The sequence below is a fragment of the Sphingobium agrisoli genome (assembly GCF_041877245.1).
GTDB lineage: Bacteria > Pseudomonadota > Alphaproteobacteria > Sphingomonadales > Sphingomonadaceae > Sphingobium.
Genome location: NZ_JBHDJI010000003.1, coordinates 309,623 through 327,899 on the forward strand (window position 1 = coordinate 309,623; position 18,277 = coordinate 327,899).

14 protein-coding genes are annotated in these 18,277 nt (G+C 67.4%); 3 read left to right on the forward strand and 11 right to left on the reverse strand.

Annotated features, from left to right (window positions below; genetic code table 11):
* Positions 1-73: 73 nt before the first annotated feature.
* Positions 74-886: an arginyltransferase gene (locus ACETPF_RS08040; protein ID WP_373933919.1), complete on the reverse strand. Its 813-nt coding sequence runs from the start codon at positions 884-886 to the stop codon at positions 74-76.
* Between the two features lie 111 nt (positions 887-997).
* Positions 998-2,245 (reverse strand): threonine ammonia-lyase, encoded by a 1,248-nt coding sequence (locus tag ACETPF_RS08045; protein ID WP_373933920.1) that lies wholly within the window; start codon positions 2,243-2,245, stop codon positions 998-1,000.
* A 95-nt stretch (positions 2,246-2,340) separates the two neighbouring features.
* Between ACETPF_RS08045 and ACETPF_RS08050 the strand changes: the two genes are divergently transcribed.
* The 3 genes from ACETPF_RS08050 to ACETPF_RS08060 all read left to right on the forward strand — a co-directional run bounded on the left by ACETPF_RS08050 (position 2,341) and on the right by ACETPF_RS08060 (position 6,214).
* Entirely contained in the window at positions 2,341-3,210 is an 870-nt protein-coding gene (locus ACETPF_RS08050; RefSeq protein ID WP_373933921.1) for an NAD(P)-dependent oxidoreductase, read from the forward strand.
* Positions 3,207-4,907, forward strand: coding sequence for an amidohydrolase (locus ACETPF_RS08055; protein WP_373933922.1), 1,701 nt, complete (start codon positions 3,207-3,209; stop codon positions 4,905-4,907). The genes ACETPF_RS08050 and ACETPF_RS08055 overlap by 4 nt, the downstream gene beginning before the upstream one ends.
* Before the next feature lie 146 nt (positions 4,908-5,053).
* Complete coding sequence (locus ACETPF_RS08060; RefSeq protein WP_373933923.1) at positions 5,054-6,214, forward strand: calcium-binding protein; 1,161 nt, start codon at positions 5,054-5,056, stop codon at positions 6,212-6,214.
* 4 nt (positions 6,215-6,218) lie between these two features.
* Here the strand turns inward: ACETPF_RS08060 and ACETPF_RS08065 are convergent, their stop codons facing one another.
* The 9 genes from ACETPF_RS08065 to ACETPF_RS08105 form a co-directional block, all read right to left on the reverse strand.
* A complete protein-coding gene (locus tag ACETPF_RS08065; protein ID WP_373933924.1) occupies positions 6,219-7,349 on the reverse strand; it encodes a glycosyltransferase family 2 protein in 1,131 nt (376 codons plus the stop codon).
* Between the two features lie 4 nt (positions 7,350-7,353).
* Positions 7,354-8,724, reverse strand: coding sequence for a sugar transferase (locus tag ACETPF_RS08070; RefSeq protein ID WP_373933925.1), 1,371 nt, complete (start codon positions 8,722-8,724; stop codon positions 7,354-7,356).
* A gap of 130 nt (positions 8,725-8,854) precedes the next feature.
* On the reverse strand, positions 8,855-10,750 hold the full coding sequence (locus ACETPF_RS08075) for an XrtA/PEP-CTERM system amidotransferase (RefSeq protein WP_373933926.1): 1,896 nt from the start codon (positions 10,748-10,750) through the stop codon (positions 8,855-8,857).
* A 10-nt stretch (positions 10,751-10,760) separates the two neighbouring features.
* Positions 10,761-12,293 carry an exosortase A gene (gene xrtA / locus ACETPF_RS08080; protein WP_373933927.1) on the reverse strand — a complete coding sequence of 511 codons (1,533 nt, stop codon included), beginning with the start codon at positions 12,291-12,293 and terminating at the stop codon, positions 10,761-10,763.
* Positions 12,290-13,516, reverse strand: coding sequence for a TIGR03087 family PEP-CTERM/XrtA system glycosyltransferase (locus ACETPF_RS08085; RefSeq protein ID WP_373933928.1), 1,227 nt, complete (start codon positions 13,514-13,516; stop codon positions 12,290-12,292). The genes xrtA and ACETPF_RS08085 overlap by 4 nt, the downstream gene beginning before the upstream one ends.
* Positions 13,513-14,586, reverse strand: coding sequence for a FemAB family XrtA/PEP-CTERM system-associated protein (locus ACETPF_RS08090; RefSeq protein ID WP_373933929.1), 1,074 nt, complete (start codon positions 14,584-14,586; stop codon positions 13,513-13,515). Before ACETPF_RS08090 ends, ACETPF_RS08085 begins: the two co-directional genes overlap by 4 nt.
* Positions 14,587-14,650: 64 nt before the next feature.
* Entirely contained in the window at positions 14,651-15,712 is a 1,062-nt protein-coding gene (locus tag ACETPF_RS08095; RefSeq protein WP_373933930.1) for a FemAB family XrtA/PEP-CTERM system-associated protein, read from the reverse strand.
* A complete protein-coding gene (locus ACETPF_RS08100; RefSeq protein ID WP_373933931.1) occupies positions 15,709-16,554 on the reverse strand; it encodes an XrtA system polysaccharide deacetylase in 846 nt (281 codons plus the stop codon). The genes ACETPF_RS08095 and ACETPF_RS08100 overlap by 4 nt, the downstream gene beginning before the upstream one ends.
* Before the next feature lie 20 nt (positions 16,555-16,574).
* Positions 16,575-18,257 (reverse strand): XrtA/PEP-CTERM system-associated ATPase, encoded by a 1,683-nt coding sequence (locus ACETPF_RS08105; RefSeq protein WP_373933932.1) that lies wholly within the window; start codon positions 18,255-18,257, stop codon positions 16,575-16,577.
* Positions 18,258-18,277: the final 20 nt, after the last annotated feature.

The following is an 18,277-nucleotide window of genomic DNA, read 5'->3' on the forward strand; positions in this document are numbered from 1 at the left end:
GACCGACGTAGCGGAAAAAGTTAAATAAATTCCAATCGGTAAGTCCGACCGAACGCTAACATCTGATAAGACGTCAGCGGTTTAGCATCGCCGCCAGTTCGACCGGAAGCGGCGGCTCGTCGCGGCGGAGGGTTCCCCGCTGTGGCGGCGCATCGGGCTCGAACCGGACCCAGCCGTTACGGCTGAGCTTTTCGAGCGGGCGGTAGCGGATCTTATACTGCATCCGCTGCGACCCATCGACCCAGTAGCCAAGATAGACATAAGGCAGCCCCGCGCCCGCCGCGCGCAGGATATGGTCCATGATGATATAGTTGCCGAGGCCCTGCCGGTCCGCCGCCTGCGTGTCGAAAAAGCTGTAGATCATCGACAGCCCGTCGCCTTGACGGTCGGTGAGGCAGGCGCCGACCAGGCGACCGACGCGCCCGTCGACGGACGGTTCGCGATATTCGACGACATAGCTGTCCACCGGGGTCTGTTCGACCATGTCGGCGAAATCCATTTCGTCCATTTCGGTCATGCCGCCACCCGGATGCCGCGCCTGGAGGTAGCGTTGCAGCAATGCGAACTGCTCCTCGGTCGACCAGGGCTTGCAGGCGGTAACCTGAAGGTCGCTGTTGCGGCGAATGAGCTTGCGCTGGGTGGCGTTGGGCCGGAATTCCTTCGCGACGACCCGGACCGACACGCAGGCGGAGCAGTCGGCGCAGCTTGGGCGATAGGCGACATTCTGGCTGCGGCGGAAGCCGATGCGGCCGAGCGCATCGTTCAATTCGCCGGCATTGTCACCGCTCAGTTCGGTAAAGACCTTCCGCTCGCTCTTGCCCGGCAGATAGGGGCAGGGAGACGGATTGGTGACGAAGAAGCGCGGAAAGCGAAAGGGCGCGGTCATGCCTCTCCCCCCGATTCCACCATGCGCGCCCTCCGCCTCATGCAGCGTTTATGCCGACGGCCGATGCCCCTGAAAAGGGCATTTACCACGAAAAAATGTCACAATCGTCGCTTAAGCCACCTCGATCGGCGCGACTTCATAACCGGCCTCGCCCAAGGCCGTTATCAGCCGCTGAAGATGGGCGCGGTCGCGGGTCTCGCATTCGACGTCGAGGCTCAAACCCTTGGCCGGCAGGTTGGTGAAGATGCGCTGATGCGCCAGCTCCAGGATGTTGACCGATTCCTGATCGAAGATGCGCGCCACATGAAAGAGCGCGCCGGGGCGATCCTGAAGGATGATCCGCAGCCGCGCCAGCCGGCCCGAACGGGCGAGATCGCGCAGCAGCACGTTGGCGAGTAGCCGCGTGTCGATATTGCCGCCGCACAGGATGAGGCCGACGGTGCGCCCGGCGAAGCGTTCCCGATGCGATAGCAACGCCGCCAGCCCGGCCGCGCCGGCCCCTTCCACCACCGTCTTTTCGATCTGGAGCAACAGGCTGACCGCTTCTTCCAGTCGCCGTTCGCTGACCAAAACGATGTCGTCGGCCAGCCGCTCGACGAAGCGGCGGGTCAGTTCACCCGGCTGCTTGACCGCGATCCCTTCGGCCAGCGTGTCGCCATCGCAGGCGAGATCGGCGTTCTTGATGAAATCATACATGGACGGGTAGAGTTCGGCCTGCACGCCCACCAGCTCGACGTCGGGTTTCATCGCACGCGCGGCCGTACCCACACCGGAAAACAGGCCGCCGCCGCCGATCGGAATGACCAGCGTGTCGATGTCCGGCGCATCCTCCAGCATTTCGAGCGCGATCGTCCCCTGCCCCGCGATGATATCGGGCTCGTCGAAGGGGTGGACGAAGGTCAGGCCCTGCTCCACCTCCAGCAGGCGGGCATGGGCGTAGGCGTCGTCGAACTTTTCGCCGTGCAGCACGACCGTCGCGCCATGGCCCTGAGTCTGCGTGACCTTAACCGTCGGCGTCGTCTGCGGCATGACGATGGTGACGGGCACGCCGAGCCGCTTGCCATGATAGGCGAGCCCCTGCGCATGGTTGCCCGCCGACGCGGCAATGACGCCCGTTTCCTTTGCCTTGTCGCCGAGCAGGAGGAGGCGGTTGAGCGCGCCGCGCTCCTTATAAGCGGCGGTGAACTGAAGATTCTCGAACTTCAGATAGACTTTGCAGCCGAGCATGTCCGAAAAGGTCTGGCTGACCAGGGTCGGCGTCTTGACGATCGACCCAGCAATGCGCGTGCGCGCGGCGAGAATGTCGTCCACCGTGACGGGGAGCGGAAGCGCGGTGTCGATCCTGGCAAGGGTATTCATGGGAAGCCGCCTAGACGAAAATTACCGGCGAAGGAACTGGCACTGACCGAAAACTCGCCCTATGGCGGTCAAAACGCAGCAATCCTATGGGGCATATGGCAAATATCGCGTTTATCGGCCTGGGCGTAATGGGCGGTCCGATCGCCGGGCATCTGGCAAAGGCGGGCCATAGCCTGACCGTCTACAACCGCTCCATCGGCAAGGCGAAGCTGTGGTCCGAAGCCTATGGCGGCGCGGTGGCGATCAGCCCGGCCAAGGCGGCGGAGGATGCCGACATCGTCATCAGTTGCGTCGGCAACGACGACGACCTGTCGCAGATCGCGCTGGGCCGCGAGGGCGCGTTCCGCACGATGAAGCCGGGCAGCCTGTTCATCGATCATACGACCGTATCGGCACGGATCGCGCGGCAATTGTTCGTCGAGGGCGAGGCGTTGGGCATCCACAGCATCGACGCGCCGGTTTCCGGCGGTCAGGCCGGCGCGGAGAATGGCCGGCTGTCGATCATGTGCGGGGGCAGCGAGCCGGCCTTTGCCGCCGCGCAGATCGTGATGCAGGCCTATGCCGCGCGGATCATCCATGTCGGCGGCGCGGGCGCGGGCCAGACCACCAAGATGGTGAACCAGATTTGCATCGCGGGCGTGTTGCAGGGGGTGGCCGAGGCACTGCGCTTTGCCCAGGCGGCCGAGCTGGACCTCGACAAGGTGTTCGAGGCGATTTCGGGCGGCGCGGCGCAGAGCTGGCAGATGGAGAATCGCTGGAAGACGATGGCGCGGGACGAGTTTGATTTCGGCTTCGCGGTCGATTGGATGCGCAAGGATCTGGGGCTGGCGCTGGAGGAGGCGCGCGCCAATGGCGCGACACTGCCGATGACGGCGATGGTCGATCAATTCTATGCGGACGTGCAGGCGATGGGCGGCCACCGGCAGGATACGAGCGCGCTCGTGCGGCGGATCACCCGCGCATGAGGCGCGCATTGCTGGCGGCGCTGGCCGCGCTCGCCCTCCCCCTCCCCGCTCTGGCGTCGGGCGTGATCGACAATGTGAACGGCATCGCGATCGACGCCGATGGGCGGATCGTGCGCTTCGGCGCGCTGCTGATCGACAATGACGGCAAGGTCGAGAAGCTGATCCAGGGGCGCTATCAGGAACCCGAATATAAGCCCAAGAAGCCCAAGCGTGGGCAACCCTGGCCGGAGCGCCCCAAGGGGCCGGACTTCAAGCTGGACGGCGGCGGCAAGACGCTGATCCCCGGCCTGATCGACGCGCATGGGCATGTGATGGGCTATGGCCTGAGCCTGGTGACGCTTGACCTGTCCGATACCCGATCACTGGCGGAAGCGCAGACGAAGATCCGGGCCTATGTGGAGGCCAATCCGGGGCTCAAATGGATCATCGGCACCGGCTGGAACCAGGAGCAATGGGGGCTGGGCCGCTTTCCGACCGCCGCCGATCTGGACGCGGCGGAAGCGACCGTGCCGGTGTGGCTGGAACGGGTGGACGGCCATGCCGGCTGGGCCAACAGCGCCGCGATCCGCGCTGCCGGGGTGACCGCCGCGAGCAAGGCGCCGGTCGGTGGGCGGATCGAGATGGCGGCGGGCAAGCCCGCTGGCGTGTTCGTGGACAAGGCGATGGACCTTATCCAGAAAATCGTGCCGCCGCCCGCGCCCAAGGACAGGGACATCGCGCTGGAAAAGGCGCAGCGCGCGCTGCTGGCGCAGGGCATTACCGGCATCGCCGACATGGGCACCAGCATCGAGGATTGGCAGGCGTTCCGCCGGTCGGCCGATCGGGGTGCGCTGCGCGTGCGGATCATGAGCTACGCCGCGGGCCTCGACAATATGGTGCTGATCGCCGGGCCGGAGCCGACGCCGTGGCTGTATGACGATCATCTGCGGATGGGGGGCATCAAGCTGCTGCTCGACGGCGCGCTGGGATCGCGCGGGGCGTGGCTGCGCGCCGACTATGCCGACGCGCCGGGGCAGCGCGGGCTGCCGATGATTTCCGACACGCAGCTTCGCAACTATATGAGCCGTGCGGCGATGGACAATTTCCAGGTCGCGGTCCACGCGATCGGCGACGCGGCGAACCATGAGCTGCTGAACGCGATCGAGGAACTGGGCGACACCTACAAGGGCGACCGGCGCTGGCGGATCGAACATGCGCAGATCGTCGACCCGGCCGACCTGCCGCGCTTCGGAACGCTGGGCGTGGTCGCGTCGATGCAGCCGGTGCACGAAGCGTCGGACTGGCGCATGGCGACGGCGCGGATGGGCGAGGCGCGGCTGAAGGGCGCCTATGCGTGGAAGGCGATGCTGGACAATCGCGTGCCCCTCGCCCTCGGATCGGACGTGCCGGTCGAAAGCCCCAATCCCTTCGCCGGTATCGCCGTCGCGATGAGCCGCGAGGACGCCAAGGGCGAACCGATCGGCGGGTGGATGCCCGAACAGCGCATCAGCTTTACAGCGGCGCTGGACGGCTTCACGCGCCGGGCCGCCTATGCGGGCTTCGCCGAGAAGAAATTCGGCAACCTGGCGCCCGGTCAACGTGCCGACTTCCTGCTGATAGACCGCGACATATCCGCCGCCCGCCCCGCCGACATTCGCCAGACCCAGGTGCTGGAGACATGGGTAGGCGGCAAGCGGGTCTATGTGAAAGGTCAATGAAGGCGCCAAGGATCGACTCCGGGCCGCAACACTGTCATGGTCGCGTGCGACAGCGCAGGCATGAGCTGCGCTGAGCGGTCGCATCGTCGAAATCAGATTCCCGGCGGGATGATCCCGATCCGGGGGCGGAGGAGGATGCACGGATCATGGCGAACATCTATGGCAATGCCGGGAAGAACCGGCTGATCGGCACCACGTCCGACGACCGCATCGTCGCGCGCGCCGGCAACGACACGATAAATGGCAATGGCGGGCGCGATGTCATTTTCGGCGGCGATGGCGACGACTTCATTTATCTTGGCAACTATGGCGTCTATCCGACCGTGTTCGGCAGCCATGTCGATGGCGGGGCGGGATATGACCGCGCTACGCTCTACCTCCAGAATTTCACGCAGAATCTGAGCCTGACATCGGCCCATAGCCGCGTGTCCGCGGACATGGGTGACGGAACGACGCAGACGGTGACGGCGCTCAAGTCGATCGAGGAACTTTACGTCTATTTCGGGTCGGGCAACGATCTGTTCCAATCGAACGGGGGCAAGGCCTATGTGTTCGGCGGCGCCGGGCAGGATCGGCTGTTCGGGGGCGCACAATATGACTATCTGAACGGCGGGGCCGACGACGACAGGCTTTACGGCTATGGCGGCAACGATCTGCTGGCTGGCGACAATGGCGACGACCGCATCTATGGCGGCGACGGCAAGGATACGCTTTTGGGCGGAGCCGGCGACGATCGCATATGGTGCGAAGCGGGGGACGATCTCGCCTATGGCGGGGCCGGGGCCGACATCATCTTTGGTGGCGACGGGCGCGATACGCTGAACGGCGACGGAGACGGCGATCGGCTTTATGGCGATGCGGGCGACGACCGGCTCGACGGATGGGAGGGAGACGACCTGCTTTACGGCGAGGACGGCAATGACCTGGTCAGCGGTGGCGGCGGCATCGACCGGCTCTATGGCGGCCTGGGTTCCGACGATCTAGTGGGAGGTCTGGGTCATGACCGGTTCGTCTGGCTGAGCCCGGCCGAGGGCGGCGACATTGTGCATGATTTCCAGCAGGGGCAGGACAAGCTCGTGTTCGACAGCGCGGGCTTCGGCGGCATCACGGGCGTGGATGCGAGCAATTTCGTCAGCAACAGCGTGGGGGCGGCGAAAGACGCGGCCGATCGCTTTCTGTTCTCACAGAGTACGGGCGCGCTCTTCTTCGATCCCGACGGCAATGGCGCGGCGGCCAAGACCCTGATCGCGCATATCGATTTCGCTGTCGGCACCGAGTTGACGGTGACCGATTTCGTGATCGTCTGACGCGCTATCGCGACTGGGCGGGGTTCCAGGTGGTGATGGTGCGGCCGGTCATCGCTTTGACCACGCCCTGGAGCGTCGCGGCGTAAGCGATCAGGATATCGACCAGCGTCGCGAGCGGGCCGCTCTTGCTGCGGATGCCGATCCAGAGGATGAAGACCAGCGCCAGCCCGCCGGCCATGTAGAGCGTCGGCGACAGGCGCAGCGCGAGCGCGCCCGCCGCGATGGCGCCGGCCAGAATGAACAGGCCGCCAAACCAGCGGACGATCTTGCGCGAGGCATATTTGAAGCGGTCGATCGCGGCCATGCGGCGGAGTTGCGGCGCCAAGTAGCGGTGGGTGTGCCAGGCGCGGGCGGCGATGCGGACCTTGCGCCGATATTCGTCGCGACGCGCCGTCACCAGCCGTTCGCGGGCGATGACGTCCTTCGCCTTGATCAGGCGCTTGCCGGCGAAGACGACCGCCATGGAGACAGTGAGGTCGTCGAGCACGCTGTCGGGGAAATCGGGATAGAGGCTGCGGCGGATCGAGAAGATCGAGCCGTCCGCGCCCAGCACATTGCCGGTACGCGATTCCTCGTCCTTTAGCCGTTCCTCGATGCGCCAGTAGAGCGAGCCGACGGCGGCGGTCGCGCTGCCCTCCGCGCCGAGATAGTGGAGCGAACCCAGGACGCCGCCGATCTGCGGATCGGCGTAGCGGGCGAGGAGACGGTCGACGGCGTCCTCGTCCAGCAGCACATTGGCGTCGGTGAAGATGAGAACATCGCCGCGCGCGCGGGCGGCGAGTTGCTTCATGCCGTGCGCCTTGCCGCTGCGGCCGGGGCCACGGACGAGGGTGACGAGATCGCCCTGCGCCGCGATCAGGTCGCCGGTGCCGTCCGAGGAGCCGTCATCGAAGGCGAGGATGTCGAGGTCCGGGTGGCGGCGCTTGAGCATCGCGAGGTTGGCGAGCTTTTCGGGCATCGCCGCCGCCTCGTTAAAGGCGCAGAACAGGAGCGAGGCGCTGGGTGGCGGGCCTTCGACCGGATGCTCCGGCTGCGTGGGCAGCAGGCGCAGGACCAGCGGGTAGAACAGGAACGGCCACGCGACCGCGACGAGGCACAGGAGCAGGATCGCAGCGAGGATCAGGTTTGTCGCCATGCGCTCAGTATGCCTTGTGGTGGACCAGCACGCCCAAGGTCGCGACGATGATCCTGAGGTCGCGCCAGATCGACCAGTCGCTGACATATTCCAGGTCCGACTGCAGCCGGTCGATGAGATCCTGATGATGGTCGGTGGAGCCGCGATGGCCGCGCACCTGGGCGAGGCCGGTCATGCCGGGCTTGATGCAGTGGCGCTCCCAGTAACGCGCATCGACCTCCCAATAGAGGCTGTCGCCCGCCTTCGCGGCAGCGGCGTGGGGGCGTGGGCCAACGATGCTCATGTCGCCGCGCAGCACGTTGAAGAGCTGGGGCAGTTCATCGATGCTGGTCTTGCGGAGGAAAGCGCCGACCGGGGTCACGCGGTCGTCGTCGCGGCGGGTGAGGGTCGCGGCCCTGTGGTCGCTGGCGTCGGTCCGCATCGAGCGGAACTTGTAGATGGAGAAGGGACGCGCGTCCTTGCCGATGCGGGGCTGGCGGAAGAGGATGGGGCCGGCGCTGGTGAGCTTCACCGCGAGGGCGGCGGCGATGAGGACGGGCGAGAGCAGGATCGTGGCGATCCCGGCTACAGCCAGGTCGAACAGGCGCTTGATGAGGCGGTCGCGGAACTGGAGCGGGCCGCCGGCGACGATGATGGTGGGTTGGCCGTCGAACTCATCGACGCGCGCCGGGGCGAAGCGGAGCAGTTCGGGGACGACGATCTCGCCGCGCGCTGATAGGGATTTGAGGGCCGCCGACCAGTCATTCATCCGTTCGAGCGGGCAGGCGACGATCACCCGCTCCGCCATGCCGACCGCGCCGGCGAGGCGGGCAGCCATGTCGGCATCGTGCCGTTCGGGATGGAGGTTGGCTTCGTCGGCGCGGATAACCTCCACATGGCGGCCAGCGTCGATCGCGACCCCGTCGAGGATCACGGCGGTGAGGTGCGGCACATCGCCCAGCAGGCTGACCGCGAGCCGGGCGACGGCGAGCCGCACCAGCGCGAGCGCGACCGCGCCCAAGGCGAGGCCGGTGACGAAGGTGAGACGCGAGAGCTGCTCAGCGATCTTGCCCAGATAGACGATCAGCAGCATCAGCAGCGCCGCCTGCGCCAAGGCCCAGAGCGCACGGGAGATGCCGCGCCGGACCCGGTCTAGCGTGTTGATGCCATAGGCCCCGCCCTTCACCGCGAGCAGGGCGTAAAGCGGCGCGATCATCGCGAACATGACGAGGCCGTGGGGCTTGCCCGGCTCCCCCCACAGCGCGCCGAGGACGAAGGCGTTGGCGGCGAGGAAGGCCAAGAACAGGCCCGCCATGTCGCCGGCCAGGCACAGGGCGTAGAGCCGAAGCCGCACCATTTCCTTGGAGACCGTCACGCTGGCGCCCTGCATCATCATAGGCGTCTGCGTTGGCATTGTGCGGGGGCGGTGGCAAGCGTTCAAACAGCGTTCGGGCTGAGCCTGACGAAGGGCTTCGCTCCGCTCAGCCTTGCCCTTCGACTTCGCTCAGGGCGAACGGGTAGAGGGATTAGATGCCGAAGAGGCGGGTTAGAGACTTATCGAGCATCAGCAATTGCCAGAGGAGGCGGCCATGGTCGGCGAGGCCGGCTTTGTGGTCGGCGGCGACCTTGGCCAGCATCTTTGCGTCGAACCAGCCGGTTCTCGCCAGCGCCGAGCCGCCGGCGATCGCGGTCGCCTCGCCGGCCAGAGCGCCGCGGAACCAGGCGCTGATGGGCGTGACGAAGCCCATTTTCTGGCGGTAGAGTATGTCCTGCGGCAGGAAGGGCTCCATCGCCTTCTTCATGAGATATTTGCCGCTGTTGCCCCGGATGCGCTGGGCGACCGGCAGGCGGGCGGCGAATTCGACCAGCCGATAGTCGAGCAGGGGCTCGCGCGCCTCCAGGCTGACTGCCATGCTCATGCGGTCGGTCTTGGTCAGGATGTCGCCGGGGAGCCAGATGCGAATGTCGGCATATTGGGCGCGGTCGAGCGGGTCGCGGGCAGGCGCGTTCGCCATCGCCCTGATGTAGCGGTCCTCGGCGCGGTAGCCGGCGATGCGGCCCTTGAGGTCGGCGCTGTAGAGGCGCTGGCGCAGGGCGGAGGGCGTGACGCCGACCGAGGCGGTATAGGCGTCGCCCCCCTCCCCCGCCAGTTCGAGCAGCGTCGACTTGGCGCGCAGCGGCCGGGGCGCCCAGTCGGCCTTGGGATAGAAGCGGCCGAGCGTGCCGAACAAAGGCTGGCGCACCGAGGCGGGCAGGAGGCCGCGCAGCCGTTCGCCCTGCATCTGGAAGCGGTGGCGGCGATAGCCGGCGAAGGCTTCGTCCGCGCCGTCGCCCGAGAGCGCCACCGTCACCTGCTCGCGCGCGAGTTCGCAGACGCGGTAGGTGGGGAGCGCAGAGGCGTCGGCGAAGGGTTCGTCGAAGTGGAAGGCGAGCGTGTCGATCAGGCCGAAATCGTCGGGCGAGACGATGCGGGTGCGATGATCGGTGGCGAAGCGGCGGGCGACGCGGTCGGCATAGGCGGTCTCGTCTAGGCTGGCGACGTCGAAGCCGATGGTGCAGGTCTTGACCGCCTGGCGCGAGGCTTCGGCCATCAGCGCGACGACGCTGCTGCTGTCGACGCCGCCGGACAGGAACGCGCCCAGCGGCACGTCGGCGACCATGCGGGACCGGACCGCCTGGCGCATCAGCGCGACCAGTTCCTCCTCCAGTGCTTCGGGCTTCGCCTTGCTGCGGTCGGCGAAGCTGACGTCCCAATAGCGGGTCGGCTGGGGCAAAGGCCGGCCGCGCACGAGGCGGAGGGTCTCCCCTGCCCCCAATTTCCTGACGCCCGCGACCAGGCAGGCGTCGTCGGGGACATAGCCATAGGCCATATAATCCTCGACCGCCGAAAGGTCCGGCGCGCGTCGGAGCAGCGGGTGGGCGAGCAGGCTCTTCAATTCCGAGCCGAAGATCAGGCTGCCGTCGGAGAGCAGCGCATAGTGGAGCGGCTTTACCCCCAGCCGGTCGCGCGCCAGCCAGAGCGACTGGGCGCGGGCGTCGAACAGGGCGAAGGCGAACATGCCGTTGAAACGCTGCACGCAATCCTCGCCCCATTGGCGGTAGCCGTGGAGGATGACTTCGGTGTCGCTATGGGTGCGGAAGATGTGCCCCTTTGCTTCGAGCTCGGCGCGGACTTCGGCGAAATTGTAGATCTCGCCGTTGAAGACGACGGCCAGGCTCTCATCCTCGGTCAGCATCGGCTGCGCGCCGCCCGACAAGTCGATGATCGAGAGGCGTAAGTGGCCGAGGCCGACGCCCGGCGCGGTCCAGATGCCGCTTCCGTCGGGGCCGCGATGGGGCATGACGTCCAGCATCGCGCGGACGCGGGCGGGGTCGACGGGCTTGGCCGTTTCGAGGTGGAAGATGCCCGCTATGCCGCACATGGGAGACGCTCTAGCGGATGCCCGCCGCGCGGTCAGCCAAAAGCTGCACGTCGCCCAGGTCTTTGAGGAAGGCGGCGATGGCGGCGTCGGCGGATTGCCCCTCTCCTTCTTCCGCCGAGACGAGGATGGCAATGGCGCGCTGGTCCTGGCCGAGGAGTCGGGTTTTCAGCGTGGCGAGCTTGACGGCGGGTTTGCTGCCGGTGGGCACCGCTCCGCCGACGCTGTAGAAGCTGACGACGTGGCGGACGACCGGGCCGGGAGCGGTGATCTGTTCGCCGCGCGCGTCGGTGGGTGCGCGGGCGGGCGAGGACCAGACCCATTGGCTGTCGGGATCGGCCGCGCCCTGGCCGAAGCCGACCAGTTCGCGCCCTTCATCCTGATGGTCGAAGGCGGCGATGGCGAGATCGACGACCTGGCCCTCGGCATTGCGGTAGCGGCCGGTGATCAGGTGGTCCGCGCCGTCGAAGCGGGGTTTCCACGGGTAGGCCTGGCGCGCGTCGGTGCGGGACCAGCCGGCGACCTGCGGCAGGCTGACCGACGCGGGGAGCGGCGCGCCGGCGGCGGCGGTGGCGGCGAGCCAGAGCGGCGCGGCGACGATCAGCGCGAGCGACAAGCCCGCCATGGTCGCGATCGGCGACGACCGGGGCATGGCGCCTTGAAGCGCGCGCGGATCGAACCAGGGGTCGCCGGGCCTGCGGTCGAAGAAGGGCCAGGCGGTCGCCATCACCACCGTCATGACGATGGCGAAGAAGACCCAGCCATAGACGACGTGATCGAAGCCGACCGCTGCGTCGACCGTCGTCAGATGCGCGACGAGGATGGTGGCGAAGGCGCGCACGCCGTTGGCGAGGACCGAGAGGCCGAGCGCGCCGGCCATGAACAGGATGCGCCGCTGCCAGCTGCGGAAGCAGACGTTGCAGACGAGCGCGCCATAGGCCGTCATGGCGATCAGGAACTTCGCGCCCGAGCAGGCTTCGGCGACCTCGAAATAGCCGGTCGGCGTGGTGATGAAGATGCCCTCCATATGGGCGGGCACGCCGACTAGATCGAGGAAGAAGAGCGAGAGGCGCGCGGTCAGCAATTGCAGCGCGGGAACGATCTCCTCGCCGAAGGGGACCATGAAGAAGGCGTAGAAGAGCGGGAAGAGCAAGGCGCGGGCCACCGCCGGCCCCAGCAGCGCGATGGTCGCGCCCTGAAGCATCAGCACCAGCGCGCCGTGGCGGATCATCGCGACCCCGGCCGCCGCGCCCAGCATCCAGGCGAACGCGCCGAGCGCCAGCCAGATAAGGCCGGGCGCCCAGGCGACCGGTTCGAGCTGGCGCAGGCCGGGCAGCCGTTGCTGCACCAGCCAGGCGATGAGGAAGGGGATGAAGAGGCAATGGCCGAAGGTGGAGGCATTCCACCAGATCGAGACCATGCTCCACACATCGCGAGCGAAGAGCGCAAGGATGGCGAAGGCGACCACGCCGAGCGCGGTCAGATGCCCGCGCCAGCCGGTGAGGTCGATGATCGGGCGCTGCATCGGGAGGGCGCGGCCGGTCATGCGGCGGCGACCTTGGCCCGATCGGCCGGGAAGAGCATGGACGGCAGGGCGGCGAGCGTGGCGGACCAGCGATAGCGTTCCTCCATGCGGGCGCGGGCGGCACGGCCCAGCGCGGCGGCGCGTGTCGGATCGGCGAGCAGGCCAATGACCTTCGCGGCTTCCTCGGCCGGGTTGGCGGCGACGAGCAGATGCGCTTCGTCCCGCGCATCGATGCCTTCGGCGGCCTGCGGCGAGGCGACGACGGGCCGGGCCATCGCCATGGCTTCGAGCACCTTGTTCTGGACGCCGCGCGCGATGCGAAGCGGGGCGACGACGACATCGGCGGCGGCAAGCCAGCCGCGCACGTCGGGCACCGCGCCGGTGACGATGACGCCGGGGAGGCTGCCAAGCGCCTGCACCTGCGGCGCGGGGCTGCGGCCGACGATGGCGAAGCGGGCGTCGGGATGGACGGTGCGGATCGCGGGCAAAGTCTGGCGGGCGAAACTGTCCACCGCCTCCATATTGGGGCGATAGTCCATCTGCCCCGTGAAGACGAGCAGCGGGCCGGTGCCGTGGTCGACCGAGGCGAATGCGGCGGCGGGATCAAAAGTTTCGAGGGCGACGCCATTTTCGATGGCGACCACCCGGTCGGGGCCAAGGCCGCTTGCCTGGCGGAAGAGCGCGGCTTCGGCTTCGCTGACGAAGGCGCTGATGTCGGCGCGGGCGGCGACCTGCCGCTCGAAATCGAGCAGCACGCGGCCCTCGCGCCGGTTGATCCAGGCCATCGGGCCAGCCCCTTCCGCGCCATAGGCGGCATATTTGGCCGAGTCGAAATCGACGAAGTCCATGAGGAAGCGGACGCCGGCGGGAAGCACGGGCACGAAATGCGCCATTTGCGCCGAATAGGCGACGACGGCGCGGATCGGCTTTTCGGCGAGGGTCCGGACAACCCAGCGATGCAGCGCAGGATGATCGAACAGAGCGACCAGTAGCGACTGGCGTTTCGCAAGGCCGGTGAGACCCGCGACGATCTTGGAGCGGTCGCGCGGCAGGACGCACTGGCTGGCGGTGAGCGCCGCCATTTCGGCCTTAAAGCCCATGTCGCGATCATCGTCGGCGAAGCAGCCGACATGGACCGGCCCCAATTCGCCTAAGCGCTTGAGCAGATGGAAGGAGCGTATCTTGTCGCCGCGATCGGGGGGAAAGGGGATGCGGTGGCAGAGGAAAAGGATGTCGCCGCTCATCCCAGGCCCCGCGCGATATGCGGGCCGATCAGGGTCGCGAGCGATTCGGGCAGTTTCTTCCAAAGCTCGACCTTGCGCCGATATTGGGGCGAGAGCGGGTTGACGTCGCGGGTCGCCTTGCCCGGCGCGGTGCGGAGATAATAGCCGAGCGGCTCACCCTCGAACCCCCAGGTCTTTTTCCAGGCGGCGGGGCCGGTGCCGACCTTCGACCGGCCGAAGTCGAAGATGGCGCAGCCCCGTTCCCGCGCCGCGCCCATCAGGCGGAAATAGAGATATTCGTTGGAGCGCATCGCCCGCGCGCCTTCGCCCGCCCCGTGCCAATAGGGCATGCAGGCGCCCTGATGATAGAGGCTGATGACGGCGGAGAGCGGTGTCCCGTCCTTTGACACAAGCGCAATGTCGGCATCCTCGCCGAAGCGGTCCAGCATCTGGTCGAACAGGGCGCGGGGGAAGACGGGCGTACCGAGATTGTGGACGCTGTGGGCGTAAAGGCGATAGTGGATGTCGCGCAGGCGCTTGTCACGGCCGACCTCGAATGACAGATCGTTCGCCATCCCCTTGCGGATTTCGGCGCGGTGGCGCTTGGGCACGGCCTTGAGTTCCGCTTCGTCGTCGGCGGCGAGCGGGCGGGCGAAGCCGAGATAGGCATCGGCCTTTTCCTGCCAGACCTGTGCCCTGGGCGCTTCCCCGCCGCGCAGTTCCAGCGTGTCGCAGCCCAGCGTCTGCGCGAGCGTCCAGGCGGCGTCGGCGAGCCCCTCGCTCACCTGTCGATGAGTCGAGAGGATACCGCCGTCTACCGCGAAGCCGCTGCCGACCAGAGCGCGGCCGAACAGGGCCGAGCGGATATAGGTCAGCGGCAGCAGGCCGAGGATCGCGCTGCTTCCGGCGCGGGCGACCAGCATCTTCGCCTTCTGGCCGGTGCCGGCCTCCACCCCCATGATCCAGCCGGGGCGGTGGAAGGGCGTCGATCCGGGACGGGCACGGACCCAGGCGTCTAGCTCGGCGACGACCGCCGCGTCGGACAGGCGCGCTTCCTCGATCGCGAACACGAGACCCGACATTGCGCTCATGGCTACCATTCCCCCTGCCCCAATCGCGCTTCTAGCCGGGGGCACTGAACATTTCGTATCCGTTTCATCCAAGGCCGCGCGAAATCATCGGGCCAAGCAGGTTGGCGATCGGCAAGGGCAGCTTCTTCCAAAGCTCGATACGGCGTTGATATTTGCCGTTTGTCGGGCTGACGTCGCGGGTCGTGCCGTCGGGTGACCAGCCATGATAGACGAGCGGGGTCGGCGCGAAGCCGAAGCTCTTCTTCCACGCCGCCTGGCCGCTGCCGACCTTGGACCGGCCGAAATCGAAATGGGTCATGCCGCGCGCGCGGGCGTGACCCATGAGGCGGAAATAGAGGAGTTCGTTGGAGCGCAGCCGGCGCGCATCGGCCACGCCGCCGCCCCAATAGGGCATGACATGGCCGTTATGATAGAGGCTGAGCACCGCCGAGACCGGGCGGTCGCCTTCGCGGACGATCAGCAGGTCTGCGTCGTCGCCGAAGGCGTCGAGCACGGCGCCGAACAGGGCGGCGGGGAAGACAGGGGTGCCGAGGTTGCGGACGCTTGTCGCATAGACCTGATAATGGGCGCGGCGCAGCGCATCCGACCGGCCGGTCTCGATGGTGAGAGCAGGATTGGCGAGTGCCTTGCGCAATTCGGCCCGGTGCTTGCGGGGAATGGCGAGCAGTTCGGCCTCGTCATCGGCGGCGAGCGGACGGACGAAGCCGAGATGCTCGCCTTCGCGGGCCTGCCAGCCGCCGCCGGGGCTGGGCCCGCCGCGCAGTTCGATGGGGATGGTCTTTGCCATGTCCTGCGCCGCCGCTGCAAGGGCGGGCACGGCGCGCGGGTCTTCAGCCAGGATGCCGCCACCAACGGCGAAGGCCGTCGAGACGAGGGCATCGCCGAACAGTCGGCTGCGCACATGGTGGAGCGGCAGCAGGCCGTCGATCCGGCCCGAGGGCGCGACGCTGGCGAGGACGAGCGCGCGGTGGCCGGTCGCCTGCGTGGTCGCGCGCAGCCAGGCGGGGCGGTGAAATGGGGTGCCGGCAGGATGGGCCAGGACGAAGGCGTCGATCGCGGCGACATGGGCGGGATCGGCGAGGTTCATCTGCGTCACGGCGCGATCGGCGGCGGTGCCGGTCCTCATGCCGCGCGCGCCGCTTCGGCGTCGGCGAGCGCATCGACGCGGGTCCAGGCGAAGTCCCGGGTCAGGCGGCGCAACTTGGCGGCCATGACCGAGAGATTGCTGTAGTGGCGCAGGCGCGAGCGGAGCGGCGCGCCGGCGACGCGGGGCTGGTCCGGGTCGATTTCCCACGGGTGGAAATAGATGATGGCGGGGCGGCCGGCCTCCTCATTCACCTGCCGGATCGCCCAGCGGGAGAAGGCGTAGGGCAAAAGGCGGAAAAAGCCCCCTCCCCCGGCCGCCAGCGTGCGACTGCCCCATTTGGCGGTGGTGACGGGCAGTTCGACCAGCGGCGAGTCGGGCAGCGGCCTCCAGGCGAAGCGGGGCGAATCGGGCCAGCCATAATGATCGTGGCGGATCGGCGCGACGCTGGAGGAATAGCGATAGCCCGCTTCGGCCAGGATCGCGTGCGCCCAGGGGGTGCGCGGGTCGATCGAGAAGCTGGGCGCACGATAGCCGGTGACAGGGCGGCCGGTCGCGTCCTCCAGGATGGCGCGGGACTTGGCGAGGTCGGCGCGGAACTGGTCGGGGGTGAAGGTGAAAACGCGGGCATGGTCATAGCCATGGCTCGCGACTTCGTGCCCGGCATCGGCGATGCGACGCATCAGCGCGGGGTAGCGTTCGGCGACCCAGCCGAGCGTGAAGAAGGTCGCATGGACGCCCGCCTCCGCGAAGAGGGCGAGGACGGCGTCCGTATTGGCCTCGACCCGGTGGGTCAGCCGGTCCCAGTCGGCGCGGTCGATCGTGCGCTCGAACGCGCCGACCTGGAACCAGTCCTCCACATCGACCGACAGGGCGTTCTGCATGATCCGTCCCTTGAGAAGCGTCAGGCGACCGCCTGGATCGCTCCGGTCTGCTCTTCCCGCTCGACCCAGTCCACCAGAAGCGTCAGGACGCGGCGCAGCGCGGTATCCTGTTCCTCGGCGCGGAATTCGAGCGACGAGAGGCGTTCCTCGATCAGGGTGAAGCAACCCTTGAGCGCTTCGGGATCGATTTCCGGCTGGGCCGGCGCGCCGAAGGGCGGATGTGCCTGCATGGCGCGGAGCGAGGCGATCTCGGCGCGGAGCGCTTCGATCTCGGCCGTCATGTCGGCGCGCAGCGTTTCGGCGTCGTTCTGTACAGCGAGTTGTACAGCCGTGGCGATATGCTCGATTTTTTCTTCTTCTATTTCAATATCTTGCGTGTAGGAAATAGGATCGTCCGTCGTGTGTTCCACGGCGACTTCGGGCTCTGCCTCCGGCTCGGGGGCGGCGAAGGCGGGGCGCAGGAAGCGCGGCGGGGCGGCGAAGGCAGGCTCATCCTCATCATCGACCGGATCGGGGTCGAAGACGGCGGGCTGAGTCCAGCGGGGCTGCGACCAGAGCGGCTGCGGCGCGGGGGCTTCAGGCTCTTCCAATGTTTCGGGTTCCGCCGGTTCTTGGGCCTGCGGTTCTTCCCAAGCCGCTTCGGTTTCCAGAGTTTCTTCGGCCTGCGGGTCCTCCAAGGCCGCCTCGACTTCCAGAGCGTCTTCGGCCTGCGGGTCTTCCAGTTCGGCTTCGGTCTCCACCGACTCCTCTGCCGGCGCATCCCATATCGCCTCTACGTGGGCGACGGGCGCCTCTTCTTCGGCGGGCTCTTCGAGGACCAGTTCCTCCTCGGCCGGCGCGTCTTCCGCGACCGTATCGAGGGCGGAGGGCGCAACGGGCTGCGGCATCGTGTCGCTGTCCAGCCCCATGTCGGCTACCACGGCCCCGACCACATCGGCGTCGATCACATGAAGCTGCTCGATCGCGCCCAGCAGCAGCACGCGGCTGGCGAGCGCGTTCAGGCGGCGGGGCACGCCGCTGGTGGCGGCATAGAGCGCGTCGAACGCGCCCGGCGTGAAGGCCGGGTTGCCGGTCCAGCCGGCGATGCCCAGGCGATGCAGGATATAGGGTTCGACCTCGGCCGGCAGCATCGGTTCGAGATGATGGGTCGCGATCACGCGCTGGCGCAGCTGTTCGAGTTCGGGCGATTTCACGAGATCGCGGAACTCGGGCTGGCCGAGCAGGAAGATCTGGAGCAGCGACTGGCCGCCCAGCTGGAAGTTGGAAAGCATCCGCAATTCCTCGATCGCGGAGACGGGCAGGTTCTGCGCCTCGTCCACAATCAGGAGGGTGCGGCGGCCGGCGCGGGCCTGGGCGTGCAGGAAACCTTCGATCTGGCGCAGGATCGCCGCCTTGGGCTGACCGTCGGTCGTAAGGCCAAAGCTCTGCGCGGCAAGGCGCAGCATGTCGTCGCCCTCGACCTGGGTCGAAACGATCTTGACGGCGGTGAGGCGCGCGGGATCGATCGTCTGCATCAGGTGGCCGACCAGCGTCGTCTTGCCCGCGCCGATGTCGCCGGTGATGACGATGAAGCCTTCGCCCTGCGCCAGGCCATAGCCGAGATAGGACAGCGCCTTGCGGTGGGTCGCGCTCTCGAAATAATAATGCGGGTCGGGCGTCAGCTGGAACGGGCGGCCCTGCAATCCGTAGAATTGATCGTACATTTCTTCGTCTCCGAGGCTTT

Bases quoted from the DNA above. Each gene is read 5' to 3' on its own strand.
- ACETPF_RS08040 (WP_373933919.1), bottom strand. From the start codon at position 886: ATGACCGCGCCCTTTCGCTTTCCGCGCTTCTTCGTCACCAATCCGTCT.
- ACETPF_RS08055 (WP_373933922.1), top strand. From the start codon at position 3,207: ATGAGGCGCGCATTGCTGGCGGCGCTGGCCGCGCTCGCCCTCCCCCTC.
- ACETPF_RS08085 (WP_373933928.1), bottom strand. From the start codon at position 13,516: ATGAGCGGCGACATCCTTTTCCTCTGCCACCGCATCCCCTTTCCCCCC.
- ACETPF_RS08100 (WP_373933931.1), bottom strand. From the start codon at position 16,554: ATGCAGAACGCCCTGTCGGTCGATGTGGAGGACTGGTTCCAGGTCGGC.
- ACETPF_RS08095 (WP_373933930.1), bottom strand. From the start codon at position 15,712: ATGAGGACCGGCACCGCCGCCGATCGCGCCGTGACGCAGATGAACCTC.
- ACETPF_RS08045 (WP_373933920.1), bottom strand. From the start codon at position 2,245: ATGAATACCCTTGCCAGGATCGACACCGCGCTTCCGCTCCCCGTCACG.
- xrtA (WP_373933927.1), bottom strand. From the start codon at position 12,293: ATGACCGGCCGCGCCCTCCCGATGCAGCGCCCGATCATCGACCTCACC.
- ACETPF_RS08070 (WP_373933925.1), bottom strand. From the start codon at position 8,724: ATGATGATGCAGGGCGCCAGCGTGACGGTCTCCAAGGAAATGGTGCGG.
- ACETPF_RS08065 (WP_373933924.1), bottom strand. From the start codon at position 7,349: ATGGCGACAAACCTGATCCTCGCTGCGATCCTGCTCCTGTGCCTCGTC.
- ACETPF_RS08105 (WP_373933932.1), bottom strand. From the start codon at position 18,257: ATGTACGATCAATTCTACGGATTGCAGGGCCGCCCGTTCCAGCTGACG.
- ACETPF_RS08060 (WP_373933923.1), top strand. From the start codon at position 5,054: ATGGCGAACATCTATGGCAATGCCGGGAAGAACCGGCTGATCGGCACC.
- ACETPF_RS08075 (WP_373933926.1), bottom strand. From the start codon at position 10,750: ATGTGCGGCATAGCGGGCATCTTCCACCTCGAAACGGCCAAGCCCGTC.
- ACETPF_RS08090 (WP_373933929.1), bottom strand. From the start codon at position 14,586: ATGAGCGCAATGTCGGGTCTCGTGTTCGCGATCGAGGAAGCGCGCCTG.
- ACETPF_RS08050 (WP_373933921.1), top strand. From the start codon at position 2,341: ATGGCAAATATCGCGTTTATCGGCCTGGGCGTAATGGGCGGTCCGATC.